20 protein-coding genes are annotated in these 22,724 nt (G+C 59.1%); 5 read left to right on the top strand and 15 right to left on the bottom strand.

Annotated elements, in window-relative coordinates; genetic code table 11:
* Positions 1-27 precede the first annotated feature (27 nt).
* From ACWF8S_RS03880 to ACWF8S_RS03900, 5 genes are all read right to left on the bottom strand, one after another.
* The gene (locus ACWF8S_RS03880; RefSeq protein WP_447555522.1) at positions 28-1,542 is read right to left on the bottom strand and encodes a tripartite tricarboxylate transporter permease; all 1,515 of its coding nucleotides are present in this window, start codon (positions 1,540-1,542) and stop codon (positions 28-30) included.
* 16 nt (positions 1,543-1,558) lie between these two features.
* Positions 1,559-2,029 (bottom strand): tripartite tricarboxylate transporter TctB family protein, encoded by a 471-nt coding sequence (locus ACWF8S_RS03885; protein WP_447555523.1) that lies wholly within the window; start codon positions 2,027-2,029, stop codon positions 1,559-1,561.
* A gap of 65 nt (positions 2,030-2,094) precedes the next feature.
* Positions 2,095-3,075, bottom strand: a complete 981-nt coding sequence (locus ACWF8S_RS03890; protein ID WP_447555524.1) for a Bug family tripartite tricarboxylate transporter substrate binding protein — start codon at positions 3,073-3,075, stop codon at positions 2,095-2,097.
* Between the two features lie 102 nt (positions 3,076-3,177).
* On the bottom strand, positions 3,178-3,708 hold the full coding sequence (locus ACWF8S_RS03895) for a chromate transporter (protein ID WP_447555525.1): 531 nt from the start codon (positions 3,706-3,708) through the stop codon (positions 3,178-3,180).
* On the bottom strand, positions 3,705-4,262 hold the full coding sequence (locus ACWF8S_RS03900) for a chromate transporter (RefSeq protein WP_447555526.1): 558 nt from the start codon (positions 4,260-4,262) through the stop codon (positions 3,705-3,707). Before ACWF8S_RS03900 ends, ACWF8S_RS03895 begins: the two co-directional genes overlap by 4 nt.
* A 202-nt stretch (positions 4,263-4,464) precedes the next feature.
* Here ACWF8S_RS03900 and ACWF8S_RS03905 point away from each other — a divergent pair, with 202 nt between their 5' ends.
* On the top strand, positions 4,465-5,133 hold the full coding sequence (locus ACWF8S_RS03905) for a GntR family transcriptional regulator (RefSeq protein ID WP_447555527.1): 669 nt from the start codon (positions 4,465-4,467) through the stop codon (positions 5,131-5,133).
* A gap of 89 nt (positions 5,134-5,222) precedes the next feature.
* Entirely contained in the window at positions 5,223-5,786 is a 564-nt protein-coding gene (locus ACWF8S_RS03910; protein ID WP_447555528.1) for a DUF1415 domain-containing protein, read from the top strand.
* On the opposite strand, the gene ACWF8S_RS03915 is transcribed toward ACWF8S_RS03910, so the two are convergent.
* The 8 genes from ACWF8S_RS03915 to ACWF8S_RS03950 all read right to left on the bottom strand — a co-directional run bounded on the left by ACWF8S_RS03915 (position 5,776) and on the right by ACWF8S_RS03950 (position 15,789).
* On the bottom strand, positions 5,776-7,437 hold the full coding sequence (locus tag ACWF8S_RS03915) for a sensor domain-containing diguanylate cyclase (RefSeq protein WP_447555529.1): 1,662 nt from the start codon (positions 7,435-7,437) through the stop codon (positions 5,776-5,778). The two genes, ACWF8S_RS03910 and ACWF8S_RS03915, sit on opposite strands and share 11 nt — an antisense overlap.
* Before the next feature lie 210 nt (positions 7,438-7,647).
* On the bottom strand, positions 7,648-9,309 hold the full coding sequence (locus tag ACWF8S_RS03920) for a methyl-accepting chemotaxis protein (protein ID WP_447555530.1): 1,662 nt from the start codon (positions 9,307-9,309) through the stop codon (positions 7,648-7,650).
* 267 nt (positions 9,310-9,576) lie between these two features.
* Positions 9,577-11,235, bottom strand: a complete 1,659-nt coding sequence (locus tag ACWF8S_RS03925; RefSeq protein ID WP_447555531.1) for a methyl-accepting chemotaxis protein — start codon at positions 11,233-11,235, stop codon at positions 9,577-9,579.
* A 123-nt stretch (positions 11,236-11,358) separates the two neighbouring features.
* Complete coding sequence (locus tag ACWF8S_RS03930) at positions 11,359-11,859, bottom strand: N-acetyltransferase family protein (protein WP_447555532.1); 501 nt, start codon at positions 11,857-11,859, stop codon at positions 11,359-11,361.
* Between the two features lie 57 nt (positions 11,860-11,916).
* On the bottom strand, positions 11,917-12,909 hold the full coding sequence (locus ACWF8S_RS03935) for an LLM class flavin-dependent oxidoreductase (RefSeq protein ID WP_447555534.1): 993 nt from the start codon (positions 12,907-12,909) through the stop codon (positions 11,917-11,919).
* Between the two features lie 149 nt (positions 12,910-13,058).
* The gene (locus ACWF8S_RS03940; protein WP_447555535.1) at positions 13,059-13,745 is read right to left on the bottom strand and encodes an SDR family oxidoreductase; all 687 of its coding nucleotides are present in this window, start codon (positions 13,743-13,745) and stop codon (positions 13,059-13,061) included.
* Positions 13,746-13,942: 197 nt separating this feature from the next.
* A complete protein-coding gene (locus ACWF8S_RS03945) occupies positions 13,943-14,962 on the bottom strand; it encodes a patatin-like phospholipase family protein (protein WP_447555536.1) in 1,020 nt (339 codons plus the stop codon).
* A gap of 86 nt (positions 14,963-15,048) precedes the next feature.
* Complete coding sequence (locus tag ACWF8S_RS03950; RefSeq protein WP_447555538.1) at positions 15,049-15,789, bottom strand: murein L,D-transpeptidase catalytic domain family protein; 741 nt, start codon at positions 15,787-15,789, stop codon at positions 15,049-15,051.
* A 117-nt stretch (positions 15,790-15,906) separates the two neighbouring features.
* On the opposite strand from ACWF8S_RS03950, the gene ACWF8S_RS03955 reads away from it, so the two are divergent.
* Positions 15,907-17,550: a L,D-transpeptidase family protein gene (locus ACWF8S_RS03955; protein WP_447555539.1), complete on the top strand. Its 1,644-nt coding sequence runs from the start codon at positions 15,907-15,909 to the stop codon at positions 17,548-17,550.
* Between the two features lie 82 nt (positions 17,551-17,632).
* On the opposite strand, the gene ACWF8S_RS03960 is transcribed toward ACWF8S_RS03955, so the two are convergent.
* Positions 17,633-19,306 carry a peptidoglycan DD-metalloendopeptidase family protein gene (locus tag ACWF8S_RS03960; protein WP_447555540.1) on the bottom strand — a complete coding sequence of 558 codons (1,674 nt, stop codon included), beginning with the start codon at positions 19,304-19,306 and terminating at the stop codon, positions 17,633-17,635.
* Between the two features lie 755 nt (positions 19,307-20,061).
* Between ACWF8S_RS03960 and ACWF8S_RS03965 the strand changes: the two genes are divergently transcribed.
* Positions 20,062-20,982, top strand: a complete 921-nt coding sequence (locus ACWF8S_RS03965; RefSeq protein ID WP_447555541.1) for a LysR family transcriptional regulator — start codon at positions 20,062-20,064, stop codon at positions 20,980-20,982.
* Between the two features lie 94 nt (positions 20,983-21,076).
* Complete coding sequence (locus ACWF8S_RS03970; RefSeq protein WP_447555542.1) at positions 21,077-22,075, top strand: glutathione S-transferase family protein; 999 nt, start codon at positions 21,077-21,079, stop codon at positions 22,073-22,075.
* Positions 22,076-22,159: 84 nt separating this feature from the next.
* Here ACWF8S_RS03970 and ACWF8S_RS03975 read toward each other — a convergent pair whose 3' ends face one another.
* Positions 22,160-22,663, bottom strand: coding sequence for a PRC-barrel domain-containing protein (locus tag ACWF8S_RS03975; protein ID WP_447555543.1), 504 nt, complete (start codon positions 22,661-22,663; stop codon positions 22,160-22,162).
* Between the last annotated feature and the right edge of the window lie 61 nt (positions 22,664-22,724).

Consider the following 22,724-nt stretch of genomic DNA (forward strand, 5'->3'; position numbering starts at 1 on the left):
TGTCGGTAGAAAGTAAGGAAGGCTGTCTTAGTCGCCGGACGCCGCTACGGTTTGCCTTGCACGCCGGACCTTGCGGTCTTGATAGAGCGAGAACACGATGGAGATTGCTGCCAGGGCCAGAAACAGCGCTGAAAGCGGGCGGGTCAGAAAGGTGAGCCAGTTCGCATCGAGTTCCAGCGCGCGGAAAAGCTGGCGCTCCAGATTATTGCCCAGCACTACGCCGAGTATCAGCGGCGTCAAGGGGACCTCCGCCTTCCAGAGCAGATAACCCACCACGCCGAAGATGAACAGCACCCAGATATCGAAGAGATTGTTGTTCAGCGCGTAGGCGCCGATGGCGCAGAGCATCAACACCACGGGCACCAGGACCTGCTGGGGGATCAGCGATATCTTGGCGAACCAGCGCATCAGGAGCAGGTTGCACAGCACCATGATAATGGCGCCGACGAGCAAGCTGACATAGATCGCTCCGACCAGAATCGGATTCTGCTCGAACATCAAAGGCCCCGGGGTGATACCGTGCAGAATCAATACCCCCATCATGATGGCCATGGGGAGATCGCCCGGAATACCCAGCGCCAGGGTGGGTACAAAGGCCCCGCCCGCCACGGCGCTGTTGGAGGCTTCCGAGGCCACGATGCCGCTGGGAGTCCCCTTGCCGAACTCCTCGGGGTGGCGGGAAAACTTCTTGGCCTGGTCGTAGCTGACAAAGTTGGCCACCGTGCCGCCGGTGCCGGGCAGGGCCCCGATCAGGCTGCCGATCAGCGAAGAACGCAGGGTATTGAGCTTTTGTGCCCCCATATCCTTCAGAATAAGCTTGTAGGGAATGGTGACGTTGGTATTTATCTTCTGCGCTTCGCCTTGTGTATCTCGCAGTTTTTCGATGTTGCCCAGAAGCTGCGAGAACGCGAACACGCCGATCATCACCGGCAGGATTTCAAAGCCCGACCCCAGCGCCTGCAGGCCGAAATCAAAGCGCAGGTTACTGTTGCGGTCATACCCGACGGTAGTGATCAAAAGCCCGATAGCCGCGGCCAGAAGCCCCTTCAAGAGTGCGCCGTTGGAAAGCCCTGCCACCAGAGTCAGTGCAAACACGATCAGCGCCGTGATTTCCCAGGGTCGGAAATTCATGCTGAAGCTTGCAATCAGCGGGCCGAAAAAGACCAGTACTGCCACGCTGATGATCGTGCCCAGAAACGATGCCACGATACCGATGCCCAGCGCGCGGCCGGGTTCGCCCCGCTGCGCCATGGGATAACCGTCGTACACCGTGGTGATGGAGGAAGGGGTGCCCGGAATACCGAGCATGACCCCCGAGACAATGCCACCGGAATAGCCGCCCACGAATACGCCCACCATCAGCGAAACGCCGCTGACCGGATCCATGGCGAAGGTGAACGGAAATACCACCAGGATGGCCATGGTCACGGTAAAGCCGGGAATGCTGCCACCGACGATACCGAACAGCACACCGATGACGATCAAGCCCAGTACGGAAGGGCTGCCGACTTCGGCCAGCGCCTGAAGAAAAAAGTTGGTCATGGGAAACACCTCACCGTTAGGGCAGCCAGACGTTAAGCCCGTAGCGAAAAATGACGTATAACGACGCGGCCAGTACCACGCTGATACTCAGATTGATCACCCATTTGCGCCTGGTATCGATCCCCAGCAGCAGCGCCTGGGACGCGATCAAGAAGCCGGTCGTTGCCACGGTGTAGCCCACCAGGGGAAGCAGGGCGGCATAAAGGCCGAAAAGGAGAAACAGGGCGAGGATGGTCTTGCGCTCGATGAACCAGGTCCGGGTGCGGCGCATGAAAGGCGACGCCACCGTCTGGCGGGTAATGAAGGAGCGTGCCAGTACCAGAAGCGACAGCACGCCGATCGTGACCAGTAATATGCGGGGGAACAGCGCGGAGCCGTAGGGCTGCCAGGACGTGGGCGGGCGAATGGAGCCCGACTCCACCCACATGACGGCCACCAGCAGCAAAAGAGCCAGGGCCAGGGCCCGATCTTTCGTTAGCGTCAGCATCTTGAATGTCTCCAGTAGCCTCCAGGCTCATCCCGGAGGCGTCAGCTCATGAAGTCGCGGGGGCGTCAGTTCTGAAAGTCGATAGTTTCAGCGGCTTCAGCAAGTGCCTGCTGATTGTCAGCCAAGAACGCCTGATACTCTTCACCGGCCAAGTACCGCACGATCGAGCCGAACTCGTTTTCTATGCGCGCCTGGAGTTCTTCGTCTTCAAGTGCCTGGCCGTAGGCCTGGGCTACTTCGTCAATGATGTCCTGAGGGGTGCCTTTCGGGGCGAAAATGCCGCGGCTGGTGGAGTGATCCATCTCGATGCCCTGTTCGCGCAGGGTGGGCACCTCGGGCATGCCATCCAGTCGCTCCGGGTGGGCAATGCCTAGCGCACGAAACGAGCCGTCTTCATAGAAGGCGCCGCCGGAGGGAAGGTTGAACATGGCAAAGTCCACTTCACGGGCCATCAGTGCCGAGACCTGCTCGCCGGTGTCGGGGTAGCCCACCAGGCGAACATCGGCCATGTCGATCCCTGCCTTCTGGAAAAACTGGGCCCAGAAGAAGTGGTCGGTCGAGCTTGGAATCATGCTGAAGCGCACCTGGCCGGGGTGTTCGCTGACGTAGTCGGCAATTTCGTCGGCGCTTTGCACTTCATGGCCGGCGTAGGTGGTGGGAATGTTGATGGTCTGGGTAAGAAGTGCAATGGGCTCGAAGGCGTCGTAGGAATAGTCCACCATGCCGGCGAGATGGGACAGCGCGATCGTGTCGTGGCTACCCAGCAGCGTGTAACCGTCAGGCCTGGCGTCCTTGACATTGCGCGAGCCAAGCGTGGCACCGGCGCCGGCCATGTTGACCGGCACGATCGCTTGACCCAGGTGCTGCTCGGCTTGCTGGGAAACCAGACGAAAGATGATGTCGGTCGCGCCGCCCGGCCCGTAGGGAATGATCAGGCGAATATCCTGCTCGGGATAATCGGCCTGGGCCAGCGAGCCGAAAGCGAGGCCGGAGGCCAGGCCAACGGCGGTGAGGGCAGTTCTTGGGGAAAAAGTGAAGCGCGTCATTTTTATACACCTTTATGATTGAGGTGGTGCGTGTAGTGGCTGCCGAAGCAGCCAGGTCGTGAGCGCGTGCGTCCAATTGTTTTTTTATTGGTGAGTGAAACGTCAGCCTAGCAGGGTGGCTCCGTAGATGAGGGCGCCGATGACGACAAACGCCGGATGAATCTTCAGCCAGACCAGCGCCACAGTAGCCGCGGCGCCGATCAGCAAGGTATGGATGATGCCGGCGCTTTCAACGCCTTCCAGGAAGAAGCTCAGCGTCAGCCACGCCATCATTATAGCGATAACCGGGCGTACCCATTGGCTCATGCGCTTGACCTGGGGTGATTCCCGATGACGATAGAGAATGCCCAGCGCGCCGAGCATCAGCAGGAGCGAGGGCACGACGGTCGCCAGTACGGCGATAAACGCGCCCAGGGCGCCGGCGACTTCATAGCCGATGTAGCCGGCCATCTTGGTGGCAATCGGGCTTGGCAGGGCGTTACCCAGGGCGAGCGTCTCGGCGAAACCTTGCGAGGTCATCCAGCCGTAGCGGCCGACCACCTCCGCCTCTAGAAGGGGAATGATCGCCGGGCCGCCGCCGTAGCCGATGATGTTGGGAATGAAGAAGGCCAGAAACAGCTCCCAGTAGATCATGCGGACGTCTCCACAGGTTTTTTACGCTTGGGTGTCAATAGCGCAGCTGCCAGAATGGCGCCGATGATGATGCCCGGGTGCACGCCCAGCCAGTAGATCAGCCCGCCGGCCACCAGGGCGATCACGATACTGGTCAGCCAGCCCAGCGACGCCTTGGATTTTTCCAGAAAGTCCCAAGTCAACTGGCCCATCATCACCATCACCACGGGAATCACGGCTTGGCCCATGCCGCGAATCCAGGCAACATCGCGATAGCGACTGAAAACACCCAGCATCACGATCATGGCGACGATCATCGGGCCCGTAACGGCCAAAAGCGCCGTGATACAGCCGGCAACCCCCCCCACACGATAGCCGATGTACCCCGGCATCTTGGTGGCAATGGGGCCGGGCAGCGTATTGCCGATCGCCAGGATATCGGCGAACTCTTCGTCGGTGAGCCACGTGTGGCGCTTGACCACTTCGGCGTGCACCAGGGGAATCATCGACGGTCCGCCACCAAACCCAAAAATGCCGACGCGGAAAAACGCCCAGAATAGTGCCGGTAGCTTCATGAAAGTATCGCTCGTTTTGATCGCCCCGTTATTCGTTGCGAAAAGAGGCAGGAATCGGTTTTGGAAAAGGTTGATCGCATTTTTGTAAAAAAATCGATTATTTTTAGAATAGAATATAAGCCAAGCGCGTAAGCGTCAACACTACGCAGCGCTGACCGGAAGGTATGGGTTAATGTAGGCACTCCGTGCTAAGGACGTCATCATGAGTAACGTAAGCGAGACGCAAAGCGGTACGTCGTCGAGCCGCATTTATGAAACGCTACGCAAGGACCTGGTGCGAGGGCAATTCACCGCCGGTGAAAAGCTCGCGATCAATGCATTGAAAGAGCGCTATCAGGTGGGGTTGAGCCCCTTGCGCGAAGCGCTTAACAAGCTCGCCGCTTACGGGCTGCTGGTTCAGGAGAATCAGCGGGGCTTCAGTGTTCCCAGGCTAAGTCAGGAAGAGCTCGAGGATATATCCCACCTTCGTCTGGAGCTTGAAGGCATGGCGTTCGAGCGCGCTATCCAAAATGGCGATGCCCAGTGGGAGGCGGATCTGCTGGCCGCCGCGCATCGGCTCAAGCGCGCGGACAAGACCCTGGACAAAGGCGATGTCTGGGAGCAGCTTCATACCCAGTTTCATCGCACCCTGGTGGCGCCTTGCGGATCGGTTTGGCTGATACGCTTTATCGAACAGCTCCACGACCAGTTCGACCGCTATCGCCGTCTAGGTCCCAACCCGCCCTTGATACGCCAGACTCTGGACGACCAGCACCACGAGCTGGTCGAACGTGCCTTGCAGCGCGATGTGGAGGCCGGGCGAGCGTTGATGGACGATCATATTCAAAAATCTTTTGATGTGGCACTGGCGCACTATCAGCAGCATACGTAGCCTTGCATGAACGATCTTGCAGCGCTGAAAACCTGTAATGACTAGCGCTTGTAATGACTAACGCTTGCAACGACTCCAAAGAGGACAGGATGGCAGTCACTGATGACGAAGTGGTAAAACACACCTTGGCCTGGGTGCAAGGTTTTATCGTCGAGCACGATATCTGCCCCTTCGCCAAGCGTGAGCTTGACCGCGAGCGGGTGCGCGTTCAGGCGGTACGCTCTAAAAAAGTCGAGGTGGCTCTGGAGGAGCTGGCCGCGGAACTCGAATGGCTGAGCGCCCATGCCGAAGTCGAGACGACGCTGCTGGTACTGCCCACACTCTTCAAAGGATTTGAACACTACCTGGATTTTCTGGAGCTTGCCGAAAGCCTGGTCGAGGAGCTTGGCTTCGAAGGCGTCTTTCAGTTGGCAAGCTTTCATCCGGACTACTGCTTTGCTGATACTGACCCATCGGAGGCGTCCAATTATACCAATCGCTCTCCCTACGCCATGGTGCACGTTCTGCGTGAAGAGAGTGTCGAGAAAGCGATCGCGTTCTACGGCGATACCTCGGCGATCCCCGAGCGTAATATCGCTCTTTTGAACGCCATGGGGAGCGAGGCCGCCGAGGCGCAACTGCAGCACTGTCTGGAAGTCGACGCTAAACGCTAGGGCCGTGAATCACCAACCGGTGCTTGCCGCGGTCTTTCGCCTCGTACAGAGCGCTGTCGGCCAGTTGCAGCACGGTTCCCATATGCTGGTCGTGGTGAGGCCACCAGGCCGCGCCCAGGCTGCATCCCACCGTCGCATGCTGACCCTGGGTCAGTGTGATCGGCTGGGAGATGGCCGTCAGCAAACGCTGGCTTACCTCATGTGTGAGCATTTCCAGGGAGTGGGGCTGAGTTTTCAACACCATGACGAACTCGTCGCCGCCCAGTCGCGCAACGATATCGCCGCTTCTGAGAGTGTTTTTCAGCCGCTGGGTAATTTCGATCAGCAACAGATCGCCCGCGTGATGGCCCAGCCCGTCGTTTACCTGCTTGAAACCATCCAAGTCGATAAAGAAGACGATCATGCTCTGTTGCTGTCTTTGCGCTTCGGGAACGGCAAGCTGCAGGTAGTGATCGAGAAAAGCGCGATTGGGAAGGCCGGTGAGCGGGTCGGTGTTGGCAAGATCCTTGAGCCGGCTGATCGTCTGGCGCTGATCGGACAGCCTGCCCACCATGTTGCGCAGGGAAGTGGAAAGGCGTTCGAGTTCGGGAGCACTGCATTCCAGGGCAATGGACTCGGCCCCTGTACCATCCTGAATATTGTCGGCCGCCTTTGCCAGTCGGGCTAGCGGGGCGACCAGGCTCGATGCAAGCCACCAGCCCAGAACGGCAAATACCAATGCGAGCAGCATGCCGATGCTCATGATCGCATGCTGAAGACGCTCGACCGTGGCAAAGGCCGTACTGACGGGCTGGCGGCTGATGGCCAGCCAGCCAAGACCGGTAAATTCCTCAAAGCCCTCACTGCGTGCGTAGCCGGTAACGTAACGCTCCCCGTCGGGCCAGGCCTCCACGGCCCAGCGTGGCTGCGTATCGCTGGGGCGGGGCATGTGTCTCATTGATCCGAGCGTCTTGCCCAACAGGTCTTGCGGGCCCAGAAGCACCGTGTTGTCGGCGGCCAGCAGTAACATGTCCATGCCGCTTTGCTCTTGGCCTGGGGTCAGCATCGAACGCTGGATGTATTCTGCCCACTGCCAGCTCAGATGAACGGCAAGCACGCCCTGAAAGTGACCATCCCGGTGGTAAACCGGGGTGGCGATATCGACGAATTTAAGGGCTTCGCCACTGGGGCTGGGCAGCAGGCTGGCCAGCAGTACGGCTTCGTGGACATCCCCTACCCAGAATCCGTGTCGTCCTTCGGTAAAAACGGGGCGATTGGCAAGGGAGGCGCCCTCCAGAATGCCATCGGTGGCCGCCGTGACGACACCTTCCGGGTCGGTCAGGCCGATCCAGGAGACGACGTTATAGGTGTCCTGCAAGCGCTCCATCTGTCTTTGCAGCACATTCTTGTCCGGGGCGCTGCCAAGCGATTGAATGGCAAGCAAAAGCCGAACCTCCTTGATACGCGCATTCATGCTGCGGTCGAGCTTGTCCGTCATCTGGTAGGCCGCTTCTGCCGCCGAACTGCCAATTTCAACCTCCATTTGCCGGGCGGATTCACGCGAGGCGACCCAACCAAGCAAAAGGGTGGTGGTAAATACCAGAACGGCAATGAGAATGGTAAAGCGCGAACGCAGCGATAGGCGGGAAAGCCCGTCAGTAGGGAAGAACATGATCGGCCACGGTGAAATAGGCGAAATGGAAGGCGTGCCCACGATTATCGGGGCGTCGAAAAATACCTCGTTTTCTGGCCTTTTGCATGTGGATAATCGCAGGGGGCATCGAGTGCGAAAGTTCCCAGGCCTTGTTGCCCCGTAAAGCGGGAACGAGACGCCGTGGGTTGAAAGCCGGGCAGTGTCTGCTGCCCGGCGGTGAAGGCGCGATTAAAACGCTTCCCACTCAGGTTCAAGGTTCGTGCTCTTGAGCGCCGCTGGTTGACGGCGCGCCAGAGCGGGGGCGGGCTTGGACAAAGGCGCTGTACGCGTCGTGGTCTGCTCGCCCAGGGGCAGCTTGAAGGTGCCAACGAGTTCCGCCAGACGCGTGGCTTCGTCTTCAAGGGACGCGGAAGCCGTGCTGGTCGCCTCGACCAGCGAGACATTCTCCTGGGTTGCGGAGTCCATCTGCGCGATGGCGGTACTGATCTGTGCGATACCCGATTCCTGTTCCTTGGCCGCCAGCGCCAGCTCCTGCATCATGTCGGTGACATGACGAATGGCCTTGTTGACTTCCCCCATGCTCTGGCCGTTGTGGATCGCCTGGTTGGCGCCTTCGGCGATACGCTGGGCAATATCCTCGATCATCGTGCGGATTTCCTTCGAGGAATTGGAGGTCTTGGTGGCAAGAGAGCGGACTTCGCTGGCCACCACCGCAAAGCCGCGGCCATGCTCGCCGGCGCGGGCGGCTTCGACCGACGCGTTGAGCGCGAGAATATTGGTCTGGAAGGCGATCGAGTCGATGACCTGAACGATGTCATGAACCTTCTGGGAGTCCTTCTCGAGATCGCGCATCCACTCGCCTGAATGCTGGGCCTCGGTTTGCCCCTGCTCGGCCTTTTGCGCGGCGGTCACCGTCAGCTTTTCCGCCTGGGTCGCGGTATCGGCATTCTGGCGAACGATGGAGGAGATTTCGTCCATGCTGGCCGCGGTCTGCTGAATGGCGGCGGCCTGCTGCTCCGTGCGCGAGGCAAGATCCTGGCTGCCGCTGGCGATCTCCTGGGAGTTGGCCGCGACGGTGCGGCTGCTTTGCCCCAAGGTGGCCATCATCTGCTGTAGCTGGGTCTGCATATTGCCCATGGCGTTATACAGCCGGCCGATCTCGTTACGCCCGCGGGCTTCGATTTCACTGGTCAGATCACCCTTGGCGATGCGTTCGCAAAGTGCTACCGCCCGCTGTAGAGGGGAGACCACCAGACGGTTGACCCCAAGCTGTACCAACAGGTATGCAATCAGGGCAAGGGCGATCAAGGTGGCGTTTATGAAGGTATCGCGATTGCGGGTGGCGATTGCCTGAGAAACTGTTTCCTGGGCAAAGGTTTGTGCGTAGCTGTTGAAGTCGCGCACGTTCTGCGTGAACGTATCGAACTGTTCATTGAGACGGTCACGGTGCGCTACGAGCGATGTGTAATCGCCCCGCGCCATATCACTGACGAATGCCGGGCTGATCAGGCGTTCATACTCGCTGGAAAGTGCAGCGGCCAGCGAGGCGCGTGGCGAATCGGCCGGCACCTGCACCGAGGTGAATTCGCCAAATCGATCCTGGGCCCTGCTCAGGGCGGCCCTGGCAAGTTCGAGGGTCTGGGCCGCCACGGCGGTGTCACCCGCGAGGGTGTACTCTTGATAACGCGCAAGGCGCACCCTGACGTCCATCAAGTTGACCTCGGTCCGGTTGATATAAGCCACCTGGCGGGCAGCCACTTCGTCGAGTGCGGTCAAACTGTTGACGGCCTTATTCTCGGCCCGTATGCCCAGCGCTGCCACTACCAGCAGTATTACCACCAGCAAACCCAACGCCCCTGCCAGGGCATACTTTACGGATAGATTCTTCATTTCTTGGGGGTCTCACTCAAAAAGAGCAATAAAGACGGGAGGCCAACGCAGTGAGCCGACAGGGCCCTGCGTTAGTTTTGTTATCGGCAGGTGGGGCAACGAACTTGAAGACAAACGTTATGGATGACAGAAATTATGCGTGAGCTGAATGGCCGGTGACATCAAAGTGCGCGATTGAGGCGAATCTGGAGTGTGGAAATCGAGGCTATAAGAGAAAGAGCGCTCGAAAGCCGGGCAACTCAGGCTGCCCGGCGGTAAAGGTGGCGGTTAAAACGCTTCCCACTCAGGTTCCGGGGTCATGCTCTTGAGCGCCGCTGGCTTGCTGAGGGCGAGCGTGGGCTTGGGCCTGATCGAGGGGGCTTTGTGGGTCGGCTGCTCTTCAGAGGAGAGTTTGAAGGTGCCTACAAGGGCTGCCAGACGCGTGGCTTCGTCTTCAAGGGACGCGGAAGCCGTGCTGGTTGCCTCGACCAGCGAGACATTCTCCTGGGTTGCGGAGTCCATCTGCGCGATGGCGGTACTGATCTGTGCGATACCCGATTCCTGTTCCTTGGCCGCCAGCGCCAGCTCCTGCATCATGTCGGTGACATGACGAATGGCCTTGTTGACTTCCCCCATGCTCTGGCCGTTGTGGATCGCCTGGTTGGCGCCTTCGGCGATACGCTGGGCAATATCCTCGATCATCGTGCGGATTTCCTTCGAGGAATTGGAGGTCTTGGTGGCAAGAGAGCGGACTTCGCTGGCCACCACCGCAAAGCCGCGGCCATGCTCGCCGGCGCGGGCGGCTTCGACCGACGCGTTGAGCGCGAGAATATTGGTCTGGAAGGCGATCGAGTCGATGACCTGAACGATGTCATGAACCTTCTGGGAATCCTTCTCGAGATCGCGCATCCACTCGCCTGAATGCTGGGCCTCGGTTTGCCCCTGTTCGGCCTTTTGCGCGGCGGTCACCGTCAGCTTTTCCGCCTGGGTCGCGGTATCGGCGTTCTGGCGGACGATGGAGGAAATCTCGTCCATGCTGGCCGCGGTCTGCTGAATGGCGGCGGCCTGCTGCTCCGTGCGCGAGGCAAGATCCTGGCTGCCGCTGGCAATCTCCTGGGAGTTGGCCGCGACGGTGCGGCTGCTTTGCCCCAAGGTGGCCATCATCTGCTGTAGCTGGGTCTGCATATTGCCCATGGCGTTATACAGCCGGCCGATCTCGTTACGCCCGCGGGCTTCGATTTCACTGGTCAGATCACCCTTGGCGATGTGTTCGCAAAGCGTTACCGCCCGCTGTAGAGGGGAGACTACCAGGCGGTTGACACCAAGCTGTACCAACAGGTAGATGATCAGAGCAATGGCGATCAAGGCGCCGCTTATGAGGGTGTCGCGATTACGGGTAGCCACCGCCTGGGAGGCCGTTTCCTGGGCAAAGGTTTGTGCATGATCATTGAACTGGCGCGTGTGCTGCCTGAGCATATCGAACTGTTCGTTGAACCGGATGCGATGTGTCATGAGAGAGGCGTAGTCGCCTCGCGCCAGATCTTCACGAAACGTCGGGCTAATAAGCCGGTCGTATTCGCTGATGATCGAATCGACGAGCGGGGCGCGAGGGGAATCGGCGGGCACCTGGATAGAGCTGAACTGCGCGAGTCGGGTATCGGCCAGCTCCAGTTCGTCTCGTGCCGTTGTCAGCGCCTGCCCAGCCAGAAGCGCATCGCCATTATCGAGATACTCTTGATAGTTCTCGAGGCGTACCCTGATTTCCATCAGGTTGATTTCGGCTCGGTTGATTTCGGCTGCTTGGCGGGCTGCCACTTCATCTAACGCAATCAGGCTATCAACGGCATTGTTCTCTGCGCGTATACCGAGGGCCGCCACCACCAACAGCATGATCACCAATAGCCCCAACGCCCCTGCCAGGGCATATTTCACAGGTAAATCTTTCATCACTTAGGTCTCAATCAAGGAGAAAAGGGGAGGTCGCAAGACCAGCGCCATAAACCGACTGGTCTACTGCGATGGTCTTGTTATCGGCAGGATGGGGAAAAAATGTAGAGAGGAATTCGGGAATTACAAAAACTTGTGCATGACGAAGGTGTCGACCAATCCGTGGGTAGCGTGGCGATACGCCTGGGGGACGGTACCCACGATATTAAACCCCAGCTTTTGCCAGAGTGCCACGGCTACTTCATTGGTACTGACCACGGCGTTGAACTGCATGGCGTGAAAACCGCGCTCTTTCGCAAGCGCCTGAGAGTGTTCGCACAGGGTGCGGGCGAGTCCTTGACCTCGAGCGCGGGGGGCTATCATGTAGCCGCAGTTGCATACATGACTACCCGGGCCCGCAGCGTTGGCCTTCAGGTAGTACGAGCCCAGCAGCTCCCCCTGGCCATCCTTGACGGCAAAGGTGGCGCTGGGCGTTTCACACCAGAGCGTATAGGCCGCCTCGAACGCAATATCGGGCGCAATGGCGTAGGTTTCTTGTGCCTCTACGATGCCCTGAAAGGTAGGCCAGAAGGCCGCAAAATCGTCCTTCGTCATCGGCGTGATGGTCAGGTCAGTCTCTGTCATAAGCTATCCCATAAACAAGCCGTGACCCTTCAAGGAGGTCCGGAAAGAGGCAAGCCTCTAGCGTGCCACCTGGGCCACGATCTCGTAACTTTTCAGTCGGTCATCCTGATTATAGAAGTCGCTGTTGATCATCAGCTCGTCGGCACCGGTACGTGCCTGAAACTCCTCAAGCCCCGCCTTGACGGTCTCCGGGCCGCCGATAATGGCTGCCCCCAGAAACTGGCTGACCTGGGCCTGCTCCATGGGCGACCAGTCCAGCTGGTTCACCGGCGGTTTGGACTGGGTAGGCTTGCCGCGAATCAGGTTCAGAAACTTCTGCTGTGCGGAGGTGGCCAGATAGTGGGCCATGTCATCGGTCGGTGCGGCCATGACCGGAAGCCCTACCATCGCGTAAGGTTTGGACAAGACTTCGGAAGGACGGAAGTTGTCACGATAAAGTCGTAGCGCCTCGAACAGATAACCCGGCGCAAACTGGGCCGCGAACGCAAAGGGCAAGCCAAGCCTGGCCGCAAGCTGCGCGCTATATCCACTGGAACCCAAAAGCCAGATAGGCACGTGGGTACCTTGGCCGGGCACGGCCTTGACCTGCTGGCCAGACGTTTCCTCACCCAGATAGCGGGTCAGCTCGTCAAGCTGGGCGGGAAAGTCGTCGACGCCTGCCTGCGCGCTTCGCCGCATGGCCCGCATGGTGGCGCCGTCCGAGCCAGGTGCCCGCCCCAGGCCTAGATCGATTCGCCCGGGGTAGAGAGTTTCCAGCGTGCCAAACTGCTCGGCAATGACCAGCGGTGCGTGGTTAGGCAACATGATGCCCCCGCTTCCCACGCGAATGGTGGACGTTTGTCCGGCCACGTGACCAATCAGTACCGATGTGGCGGCACTGGCGATACCGGCGATGTTGTGATGCTCGGCCAGCCAGTAGCGAGTATAGCCTAGTCGTTCGGTATGCTGGGCAAGCGCCACGCTGTTGCTGAAGGTTTCAGAAGCACTTCCGCCTTCACGGATGGGGGCTAGATCCAGCACCGAAAGGGCGGTGTCGGCAAGTTGGCTCATGGTACACCTGCGCGTTGAGTGAGTGGCGGCCAGTGACGGAAAAGTCATTAGCACGCTTAGATCTCTTTAATGCGGGCGCGGTGCGCCTAAAACAAGCCCCGGCAACGATGCTTTCACTATCGATGCCGGAGGTAAGAGCGCAGGAGGCGCTAGTCGCGGGGCGGCGTGGGCCGGATGAGGATTTCGTTGACGTCCACGTAGGTTGGTTGGCTGAGCGCATAGACCACCGCGTTGGCGATATCCTTGTCTTCCAGGGCGTGCTCCGGGGAGTCGTCGAAAAAGGGTGTATCGACCATGCCGGGCTCGATCAGCGTGACGCGAACACCGGTGCCACGAAGCTCTTCGCGAAGATTGTAGCCAATGCCGGTGACTGCCCATTTGGTGGCGCTGTACATTGAGCCGGGAATGGTCGTGCGCCCTGCGGCGGAGCCGGTGAGCAGCACGTGGCCCGAGGAGCGCTTGATGGCAGGCAGGCAGGCTTGAAGCGTCAACCCCACACCGTACACATTGGTGAGAATCATCTCTCGCCAGGTGTCATGATCTGCGCCGCTGAACCCGCCGGAAGTACCGCCGCGGCCAGCATTGGCAAAGACGCCGTCCAGGCGGCCAAAGGTTTCCAGCACCTGCTCTACCATGGCGTGCTGCTGATCCATCCGGGTCACGTCCAGCTCGACGGTGAGCACGTTTTCGCTACCCAGCTCCTGGGCGAGAGCTGCGAGCTTGTCGGTCGAACGCGCGGCGAGCACCAGTTTATAGCCTTCACGGGCAGCGGCCCGGGCGGTGGCCGCGCCAATGCCGCTCGAGGCGCCAGTAATGAGTAATACACGGTCTTGCATGGATAGCACTCCTTGCTGGTTTTAATGAGGGGAGAACTTCAGGATGGCTAATGGAACCCGATGTTGCAAACCAGCCGCTCCCGCAAAGGCGGGGCCGGGCGTTTCGCAAGGCTCTTTACGCACCCGCAAGCGGCAAGGATCAAGGATCGACTGCGCTGTGCTGGCCCTGTTTTGGGCTTGATCCCTGGAAGAGGGCCTTATTCGTGGAGGTAGACGGTATCGATATCGAGAGTCGAGCGCTGGCCCAGCGCGTCGAAATGCTCATCCAGCCAGCGCTCGGCGGCGGCGCGGCCCTGTTCGAACAGATGTCTCAAAAACGGCCACTCGGCGTTCATCTTGCTCGATACCGAAAGACTCTCCAGAGCCTGTTCGCCGCTGATACGGTGAAACAGGGCCTGCTGGTAGCAGTTCTCGATGCCTTGCTCCTCCAGGGCGTGCTTGAGCAGGGCGATCATGCGGATCTCCTTGATCAAGGCGGCATTGAAGGTGATCTCGTTCAAGCGGTTCATGATTGCCGAGGCGGTGGTGGGGACCGTATCGCGGCTGATGGGATTGATCTGGACCAGCATGATGTCCCGCGCGCCGCACTCCTCCATCAGCGGGAAAAGGGCCGGGTTGCCCATATAGCCACCATCCCAGTAGGCCTCACCGTCAATTTCCACCGCCTGAAACATGAAAGGCAGGCATGCCGAGGCCATCACGGCGTCCAGGCTCATTTCTTCCCGGCGAAAGACGCGCTGCTTGCCGGTGCGTACATTGGTGGCGGCCACGAAAAGCTTTAACTGATCGCAGCGGCGTACCCGTTCGAAATCGATATGTTCGGCCACGATGTCACGCAACGGATTGATATTGAGCGGATTGAACTGATAAGGGGAAACCAGACGGCTCATCAGGTCCATTGCGATATAGCCAGGCGACTGATCGAGGCTCCAGTTGCCGGTCAGTACATTCAGCGGTGAGCGGCGAATGGGGCTTGCCATACCTGCCCGACTGACCGCTTTCCAGAAATCATGAAGCGCCTGGCGCGCGGTTTCTCGGCCACCGCGGGTTAGCGCATCGGCCATGACGACACCGTTCATGGCACCGGCGCTGGTGCCGCTGATGCCCTCGATCTCGATACGCTCGTCTTCCAGAAGACGATCCACCACGCCCCAGGTATAGCCACCGTGGGCGCCACCGCCCTGTAAGGCCAGATCCAGCGTTTTCACCTTCGCCATGCCGACTTCCTCGCTCTGTTTGGTTTCCAGCCCTCAGCATGGCAGAAAAACTCCCGCGCGAAAGTCGCCGCTTCAACGAAGCCGGTTCAGCGAGAGGCCGAAGCCAGCTGATAAATCCCGCGGTGGGGGCAGCGCAGGAACGCCGAGTTTGCCATCCATTGCGTATCCGGGTAGTAGGCGAAGACGTACTGGTTCTCCTTCAGGCTGTCGATCAAGGGGTAGGTGATCTCCTCGCGAACGGCGGGGCAGCCGTGACTCCGTCCCAGCCGTCCGGTCTGGGTGATGAACTCATCGCTTACGTAGCTTGCGCCATGGATCACGATGGCGCGGTCGAAGGCGCGATCGTTCACATCGGCCTCCAGCCCTTCCAGACGCAGCGAGTAGCCGTTGCGGCCGTAGTAGCTGTTCATGGTACGAAAGAGCCCGAGGCTGGACTGATAGCTCTCCGGGGTATTGGAAAATACCTGCGCCTTTGCATCCCCCGACCCCCGTCCGTGGGACACCAGTTCCTTGAACAGCAGCCGGTTCTGATGAAGATCAAAGACCCAGAGGCGTTCTTCGGTGGACGCAAGTGAATAGTCGATGACGGCCAGGCGCTCGGCGCCGGGGTCGGCGCAGGCAAGGGCCTGGGCGGCAAGTTCCAGCGCCTTGGGCGTGGCCGAAGGCGCCATTAGCTGAAGCTGATGGTAAAGCGGCGAGACGCCGAGCGGGGCAGCGGCGGCCAACTGCGAGAAAAAGGGCGCAGGCGGTTGGGCCTTGAGTGGGGGGCTTGCCAGTAATATCGGCAGAAAGAACAAACCGGTAATAAAGCCTAATCCGAGCCGCATAGTGTAAGACCTACTATCATTAGGGGTACGCCGAGCGATGAAGCCATGACAAGTGCGCGCATGTATCGTGTTTATTGGGTTGGCATGCGAGCCCGCATAGTAACCCATGGAGGGGTTATGAACGAAAATCTGCCGATCAAAAAGTGGGCAATGAGCGCTTTTCTGACCGTGGCGCTGATGCCGCTTCCCCTCGCCACGCCCCTAGCTTACGCCGATATTCCCGCCCAGCAGGCGCTTGCCCAGCAGTTGAGCGCCCATGCAGGCGACGCACTGCCCCTGGCGGCGTTTTATCAGGGGCGCGATGGCCAGCTGGCATGGCAAGACGCTGCCCTGGTCGATGGCCTGATCGACGCCATCCAGCGTCTGGAAGAGGATGGCCTGACGCCGAGCGACTACCGGGCAGCGCGTCTGAGAAAGGCGTTTCAGCTCAGCCGCCAGGGCGATGCCGATGCCCGGGCCCGTTTTGATGTCGACGCCACCCATGCTCTGCTGTTGGCGCTGGAACATCTTTCCCGCGGCAAGGTGAACCCGCAATCGCTGGAGGCCCACTGGGACGGTGAACGCCCTGATCGACGCTATCACCTGACTCAGGTGCGCCACGCCCTGGAGCGCGGCGACGTCGAAGCGGCCTTCGAGGCGGCCAGACCTCAATCGGCGGCCTATCGCGAGCTGCGCCATGCCCTGAGTGAATACCGTGCCTTGGCGCGGCGAGCGGGTGCCCAGGTGCCCTATCTGAGTGGGCGGGAGACCGCGCTTCGCCCGGGCGATACCGGTGATGACGTACTGGTGCTGCGCGAGCGTTTGGCACTTTGGGGGCAGGGCGGGCTGGTCGTCGCCGATGAGCAGGCCTACCCGATGATTGATGCGCTAAGCCGGGACGCTGACCAGCGTCATTTCGATGCCACGCTCGAAAGCGCCGTCAAACGCTTTCAGCGACGCCACCAGCTCCATGCGGACGGCGTGGTGGGAGACCAGACACGCCTGGCGCTCAACACTCCCCTGGATCGGCGTATCGATCAGCTGCGCATCAACCTGGAGCGTGCGCGCTGGCTTGAGTCCTTCGAGAACGAGCGCGCCCGGGTGTGGGTGGATATTGCCGGTTATACGCTTCACTACCTTCGCCCCAACGGCCAGCAGTGGGACGCCAGGGTGGTCGTGGGTTCACCCCAGCGGGCCACACCGGTGATCCATTCGGCCATCAGCCATCTCACCATCAATCCGACCTGGACGATTCCGCCCACTATCATGCGTGAAGACGTGCTGCCCCGGGTGCGAAGCGACGTAAGCTACCTGTCCCGGCGAGACATTCAGGTACTAAGCCCCTCGGGCGAGCGGCTGGATCCTTCGGCGGTGAATTGGCAACGGCCTGGCGGTGTAATGCTCAGGCAGGTAGCCGGCAGTGGCAATCCGCTTGGCCGTATCGTGGTCCGCTTTCCCAACAACGATATGATCTACCTGCACGATACGCCCGCCCAGGGGATGTTTGGCCGCACCCGGCGGGCGCTGAGTTCCGGCTGCATTCGCGTGGAAGGCATCAGCGAACTCGCCCAGCTGCTGCTTCGCGACAGCGGTAGCCAGCACCAGGTCAGTACGCTTTTGAGTCGCGGCACGAGTGATCGTAACGTCAGTCTTCCCCAGCGCATTCCGGTGATGCTTCATTACCTGACGGCGTGGCCCAACGCAGAGGGCGAGGTGGAGTTTCGCGACGATATCTACCGTCATGACGATGCGCTGTTGAGTGCCTTGAGCCGCGCGGTATAGCCATCGATCGGCCCAAAAAAAGCCGCCCGAGGGGCGGCTTTTTTTGATGCACTGACGTTTTGACGAGTCAGGTAAGACGGGATCAGTCGCGCTGGTTGTTGGCGACACTGATCGTACCGGTCTCGCCGCTATTGAGTGCTGCCAGCATCGGTTCCGCCTGGTTGCGAAAGGCGATCAGCGTATCGCCGGTCAAGCCCGAGGACTCCGGCAGATCGACGGTCATCGCATTCACCGGCGAATTGTTCACGATGACTTCGTAGTGCAGGTGAGGGCCTGTGCTGCGTCCGGTGTTACCGGAAAGTGCAATGCGCTCGCCCATGGTAACGCGTTCGCCGACGCTGACCAGCGGTTGGGAAAGGTGCAGGTAGCGGGTACGGTAGCCGTTGTCGTGGCGAATCACCACGTAGCGGCCTGCCGCGGCGTGGTTGGCAACGCGCTCGACACGACCATCCGCCGGGGCAACGACCGTCGTGCCGATAGGCATGGCGAAGTCGGTACCGTTATGCGGGCTGATGCGGCCGGTGACGGGATGCTTGCGGCGCGGGTTGAAGTTGGAGCTCAAGCGATAGCTGCCCTCGAAAGGATAACGCGCAAAGCCCGGCTCCAGACCGCTGCCTTCCGGTGTGTAGAACTTGTCATTCGCGATGTTACGCACGATGGTCAGATCCATGCGCTCGCCTTCGTACTGGACGGCCAGTACCCGCGAGTCCAGGGTTTCACCATCAATCATGTCGGACTCGACGAGGACGTTAAAGGTGTCGCCCCGGCGGCTGTCACGACGGAAATCGAGCTTTTTCTCGAGGATACGCGTAAGTTCGGTCACCGAGCTGCTGGAAAGGCCCGTGGCCTGCGCCGAGCGGGCGAAACTGCCGCTGACGCTACCGGCGAACAGGCGCTGAACCGGCTCGCCCTGGCGCTCAATGGCGGTAACGGCAAAATCGTTTTCCGCGCGTTCGAGCAGTACGCCGTCGCGAATATCTTTCATCATGCGCAGCGACAGCAGGCGGCCGTTCTCGTCGAGCTGATAGTCGAAGCTGTTGCCGGCACGCCAGTTGGTGAGAATGCGCGGGTCCGGCATATCGTCCAGCAGCGCGAGCACTTCGCTATAGCCAAGGCCTAGCTCGTTTTGCGCCAGCAGGGCAAACGTCTCACCGGATTCGACGATGTGGGTTTCCCACTCAGGTACGAAAGGCTCTTCGGTGGCAAGCTCGAGTTCGAGAAAGGAGATATCGTCAAACAGCTCGATGCCGTAATCCTCATAAGAGGTCGCATCGCCATAGGAGGAAGTAGCATCAGCAATTTCGACCGGCTCGTGAGCGATCGTTTCGTCGATATTGAGCATGCCACTTGTCAGGGTGCCGAACACCACCGCCATGTGGACAGCACCTTCATCCAGCATCGGTCGGGTTGCGATCTCGCTTGAGATAGACGCCTCGGCGCTGGCGATCACGTCAAGATCAATGATCTCCTTGGCCGCCAGATCGCTCAACGGAATCTGTTCTCGGGTGGCGTCGAGTGCGCGGGAGGCGCGATCGATCGCTTCGGCCACGGGCGTGCGCTTTTGGCCCAGGGAAGGCACGGTCGTGAAAGAGTCACTGGGAAGCGGTACCATCACGCTTTCCAGAGAGGTCTGGGGTTTGTTCAGGTCTTGATACGTCGTTATAAGCTTTTGTGTGCCCAGCACTGTGACCATCGTAGCCACGGGTAAAAGTAATAATTTGTGCGTGCGGGGCAGCGAATGAAGGATTCGCAACATGGGTAAATTGGCCGCCGAGTTCGTAGTGAAAATGTAACGTAAAAGTGAACAAGCTCGGGAACCATACCCCAAGGTGTCGGGGGTGAATAGACTGTATTTGCATACATAAAATAAACTTCCGCTCTAGCGCGAAAGTCTATAGCGAGACAGGGTATTTGGAAACGGTGTTTGCTAACCTTTCTTCACCTTTTCATGCGCTGGTGAGGAACCTGCAGTCAGCTTATACAGTTAAGTAAGGTTGTATCGATTCTTGTATTGAAAAATAGACAGTAGTGGTCGGGCAAGCGTTGATGCGTAGAATATCTGTACGAGATTGCACGCACTGTTTCCTGCATGACCGTGCCGATACAGGCCCAGAACAGGCTCAAGTTAGGTGAGTTTCGTTGATGCAAGCGATTTTTCAGGTTGGCCAAGTGTATAAGGATTGCGACGAAACCCGTGAGCCGCTTTTCGGTTTTTGCCGGCTGATGCATCGCTCAGACCCAAAAGCACTCTATTAAGTATTTAACGGATTTTTCTTCCAGAGTTTTTGTGTTTTTTTGTAACTAGGTGCGTTTTCTGCCCTTGCCCGCTATTATCGTCACGCCCATAAAGACGTTATATACTTTTTCCAAAAAGTTCCCTAGTTTTTTATTTTTTGCGTTGAATCAATAAGCAGTAATAAATAAGTAAGCTGTTCGCTGACGCTGGCATTCTGGTAAGGTTTTTTCGAAGATTAAGCGCACTAATACGCTTTTAGCGTCGAGGAAATCGAAATGTCTCGGGTAACACTTGCACAGTGGCAAATGCTCGCCGCCGTTGTGGATTACGGTGGCTTTGCACGCGCTGCACAAGCTATTCACAAAAGCCCCTCAACGCTTAACCATGCGGTACACAAGTTAGAAGAACAGCTGGGCGTTCAAGTACTGGAGCCGGTCGGCCGCCAGGTTCGTCTGACCGAGGCCGGAGAGCTGCTGTTGCGTCGGGCGCGTCAATTGATTGAAAGCGCTGCCTCGATAGAGGATATCGCCACCCGGTTGGCAGAAGGGCTTGAAACGGAAGTCGTGGTCGCCATCGACCAGGTCTTCCCCGCCGATGCTCAGGCCAGGGCATTGGAGCGTTTTTCCAAGGCCTACCCCCAGGTGAGAGTACAGCTTCATGAAAGCGTGCTTAACGGCGGCGTAGAAATGCTTTACGACGGCCGCGCCGATCTCGTGATCTCGGGGGTCGAGGTTCCCAGCTTTCTAGGTGAACCTCTGGTCAACGTGCGCTTTATCGCCGTGGCCCATCCAAGCCACGCGCTGCACAAGCTGGGACGCTCGCTGGATCTGAGAGACCTGGCTCAATACCGTCAGTTGGTCGTGCGTGATTCGGCCATTCGCCAGTCCACCGACTCGGGTTGGCTCAAGGCCGAACAGCGCTGGACGGTCAGCCATCTCAATACCTCGCTGGATATGATCAAGCGTGGCCTGGGCTTTGCCTGGATGCCGATCACCCGTATTGCCGACGAGCTCGAACGCGGTGATCTGAAACCGTTGCCGCTATCCGCCGGGGGTATTCGAGAGGCGCCGTTCCAGCTGATCTTCAAGGATCGTGACCGCGCGGGCCCGGCGACCCACGCCATGGCGCAGGCTCTCAAGGAGGCGACTCTCGCGCAGTGTCCCAAGGATTCAATTTCCTCGAATGAAACAGGGTAAAACATCCGCTTGAGCCTCTCGCAAGGCGCGTTATGCTGCTAAGAGCGCTGATGACGTGCAGCATTAAACGATTCTTTAAAAAAGGAGACGCCCCGTGGGATTACTGGTGGAAGGCGAATGGGTCGATCAGTGGTACGACACCAAGAAGAACGGTGGCGAGTTCGTGCGCGAATCCGCTCAGTTGCGTGACTGGGTCGAAGGCGGTGGCCAGCAGGAAGGGGAGAGCTTTCCTGCCGAGAAAGACCGGTACCATCTTTACGTATCGCTTGCCTGCCCCTGGGCGCATCGTGCGCTGATCATGCGCAAGCTCAAGGGGCTCGAGTCGCTGGTTGGCGTCTCACACACGAGCCCCTTGATGCTCGACAAGGGGTGGACCTACAACAAGGAAGAGGGCTCGAGCGGCGACTGTGTCAATAATGTGGCCTATCATTACGAACTCTATACCCTGACCGACCCCGACTACACCGGGCGTGTGACGGTACCGGTGCTGTGGGACAAGCAGCGAAGCGCCATCGTCAATAATGAATCAGCCGATCTGGTTCGGATGTTCAATGGGGCTTTTGACAAGCTCACTGGCAACGATCTTGACTTCTATCCCGAGGACTTGCGCGAAACGATCGACGCGGTCAATGCCGATGTCTACGATAACGTGAACAACGGGGTCTACAAGTCGGGCTTTGCTACCGAACAAGGCGTTTATGAAAAGCACTTTCATGCATTGTTCGAGTGCCTTGACCGGTTGGAGGCGCGCCTGAGCAGAAAGCGCTATCTGGCAGGGGAGTGGTTGACGGAAGCCGATATTCGCCTGTTTACCACGCTGGTCCGTTTCGATGCCGTCTACTACGGTCACTTCAAGTGCAATGACAAGCGCATCGAGGACTATCCCAACCTTTCGCATTACCTGCGTGAACTTTACCAGTGGCCCGGGGTGGCCGAAACCGTGGATATGGATCATATCAAGCGCCACTACTACTATAGCCACGACGCCATCAATCCCACGCGCATCGTACCCGTCGGGCCAACGCTTGATTTAGAGGGTCCCCACGACCGCGACCGCTTGGCTGGCCAGGGCATCCGCTCACGCTCGGCATGATAAAGGCGAGCATTGTCGGCAAACCATGCAAAAGGCCGCCCGACTGGGCGGCCTTTTTAGCGAAGGGTCTAAAGAAGCAAACCACTACTGCTGGTTCGTGTTCTCCTGGTTGTCATCGTTGAATGCTTCGCGGGTAGATTGCCATGCGCTCTGGGCACCGTCGCGCGTGGTCTGCCAAGCGCTGCGAGCGTTGGTCTGAGTCTGCTCCCACCAGTCGCGATCGTAGGCGGGGAAGTTTTCCACCTCTTCGGGCGTGGCGGTCAGCATGATGCGGTGTTCGGTATCGCCGTCGGCTTCCGTGCTGGTTTCAAGCGTGAAGTTATCGGTGCTCACGACGATTTCACGACCGCCCAGGCCAAGAACGGCGCCGCTCTCGACCACCAGCGCAGTGATACGCATGTCGTCGTCGAACAGGATATCGTCCACTTCACCAATCGCCTCACCCGACCCGTTGGTGAAGTAGACGTCGGCATCGAGAATGTCTTCAGCGGAGTAGACGCCTTGAGGCTCCTGAGAAGCCTGGGCATTGAAGGCCATGCCTGCCAGCAGGGCCGTGCTTATTGCTGTTAGTCGTATCGATTTACGCATCGCGTTACTCCTTGTCGCTCACTATGGCTCTTTCAAGAGCCTTGAACGTGCTTCCCTACGT

Source organism: Vreelandella xerophytica (genome assembly GCF_968048975.1).

Excerpts from the sequence above, each read along its gene's own strand:
- ACWF8S_RS03965 (WP_447555541.1), top strand. The coding sequence starts at position 20,062 with ATGTCTCGGGTAACACTTGCACAGTGGCAAATGCTCGCCGCCGTTGTG.
- ACWF8S_RS03905 (WP_447555527.1), top strand. The coding sequence starts at position 4,465 with ATGAGTAACGTAAGCGAGACGCAAAGCGGTACGTCGTCGAGCCGCATT.
- ACWF8S_RS03955 (WP_447555539.1), top strand. The coding sequence starts at position 15,907 with ATGAACGAAAATCTGCCGATCAAAAAGTGGGCAATGAGCGCTTTTCTG.
- ACWF8S_RS03895 (WP_447555525.1), bottom strand. The coding sequence starts at position 3,708 with ATGATCTACTGGGAGCTGTTTCTGGCCTTCTTCATTCCCAACATCATC.
- ACWF8S_RS03930 (WP_447555532.1), bottom strand. The coding sequence starts at position 11,859 with ATGACAGAGACTGACCTGACCATCACGCCGATGACGAAGGACGATTTT.
- ACWF8S_RS03935 (WP_447555534.1), bottom strand. The coding sequence starts at position 12,909 with ATGAGCCAACTTGCCGACACCGCCCTTTCGGTGCTGGATCTAGCCCCC.
- ACWF8S_RS03940 (WP_447555535.1), bottom strand. The coding sequence starts at position 13,745 with ATGCAAGACCGTGTATTACTCATTACTGGCGCCTCGAGCGGCATTGGC.
- ACWF8S_RS03925 (WP_447555531.1), bottom strand. The coding sequence starts at position 11,235 with ATGAAAGATTTACCTGTGAAATATGCCCTGGCAGGGGCGTTGGGGCTA.
- ACWF8S_RS03910 (WP_447555528.1), top strand. The coding sequence starts at position 5,223 with ATGGCAGTCACTGATGACGAAGTGGTAAAACACACCTTGGCCTGGGTG.
- ACWF8S_RS03920 (WP_447555530.1), bottom strand. The coding sequence starts at position 9,309 with ATGAAGAATCTATCCGTAAAGTATGCCCTGGCAGGGGCGTTGGGTTTG.
- ACWF8S_RS03900 (WP_447555526.1), bottom strand. The coding sequence starts at position 4,262 with ATGAAGCTACCGGCACTATTCTGGGCGTTTTTCCGCGTCGGCATTTTT.
- ACWF8S_RS03890 (WP_447555524.1), bottom strand. The coding sequence starts at position 3,075 with ATGACGCGCTTCACTTTTTCCCCAAGAACTGCCCTCACCGCCGTTGGC.
- ACWF8S_RS03880 (WP_447555522.1), bottom strand. The coding sequence starts at position 1,542 with ATGACCAACTTTTTTCTTCAGGCGCTGGCCGAAGTCGGCAGCCCTTCC.
- ACWF8S_RS03945 (WP_447555536.1), bottom strand. The coding sequence starts at position 14,962 with ATGGCGAAGGTGAAAACGCTGGATCTGGCCTTACAGGGCGGTGGCGCC.
- ACWF8S_RS03915 (WP_447555529.1), bottom strand. The coding sequence starts at position 7,437 with ATGTTCTTCCCTACTGACGGGCTTTCCCGCCTATCGCTGCGTTCGCGC.
- ACWF8S_RS03885 (WP_447555523.1), bottom strand. The coding sequence starts at position 2,029 with ATGCTGACGCTAACGAAAGATCGGGCCCTGGCCCTGGCTCTTTTGCTG.
- ACWF8S_RS03950 (WP_447555538.1), bottom strand. The coding sequence starts at position 15,789 with ATGCGGCTCGGATTAGGCTTTATTACCGGTTTGTTCTTTCTGCCGATA.
- ACWF8S_RS03975 (WP_447555543.1), bottom strand. The coding sequence starts at position 22,663 with ATGCGTAAATCGATACGACTAACAGCAATAAGCACGGCCCTGCTGGCA.
- ACWF8S_RS03960 (WP_447555540.1), bottom strand. The coding sequence starts at position 19,306 with ATGTTGCGAATCCTTCATTCGCTGCCCCGCACGCACAAATTATTACTT.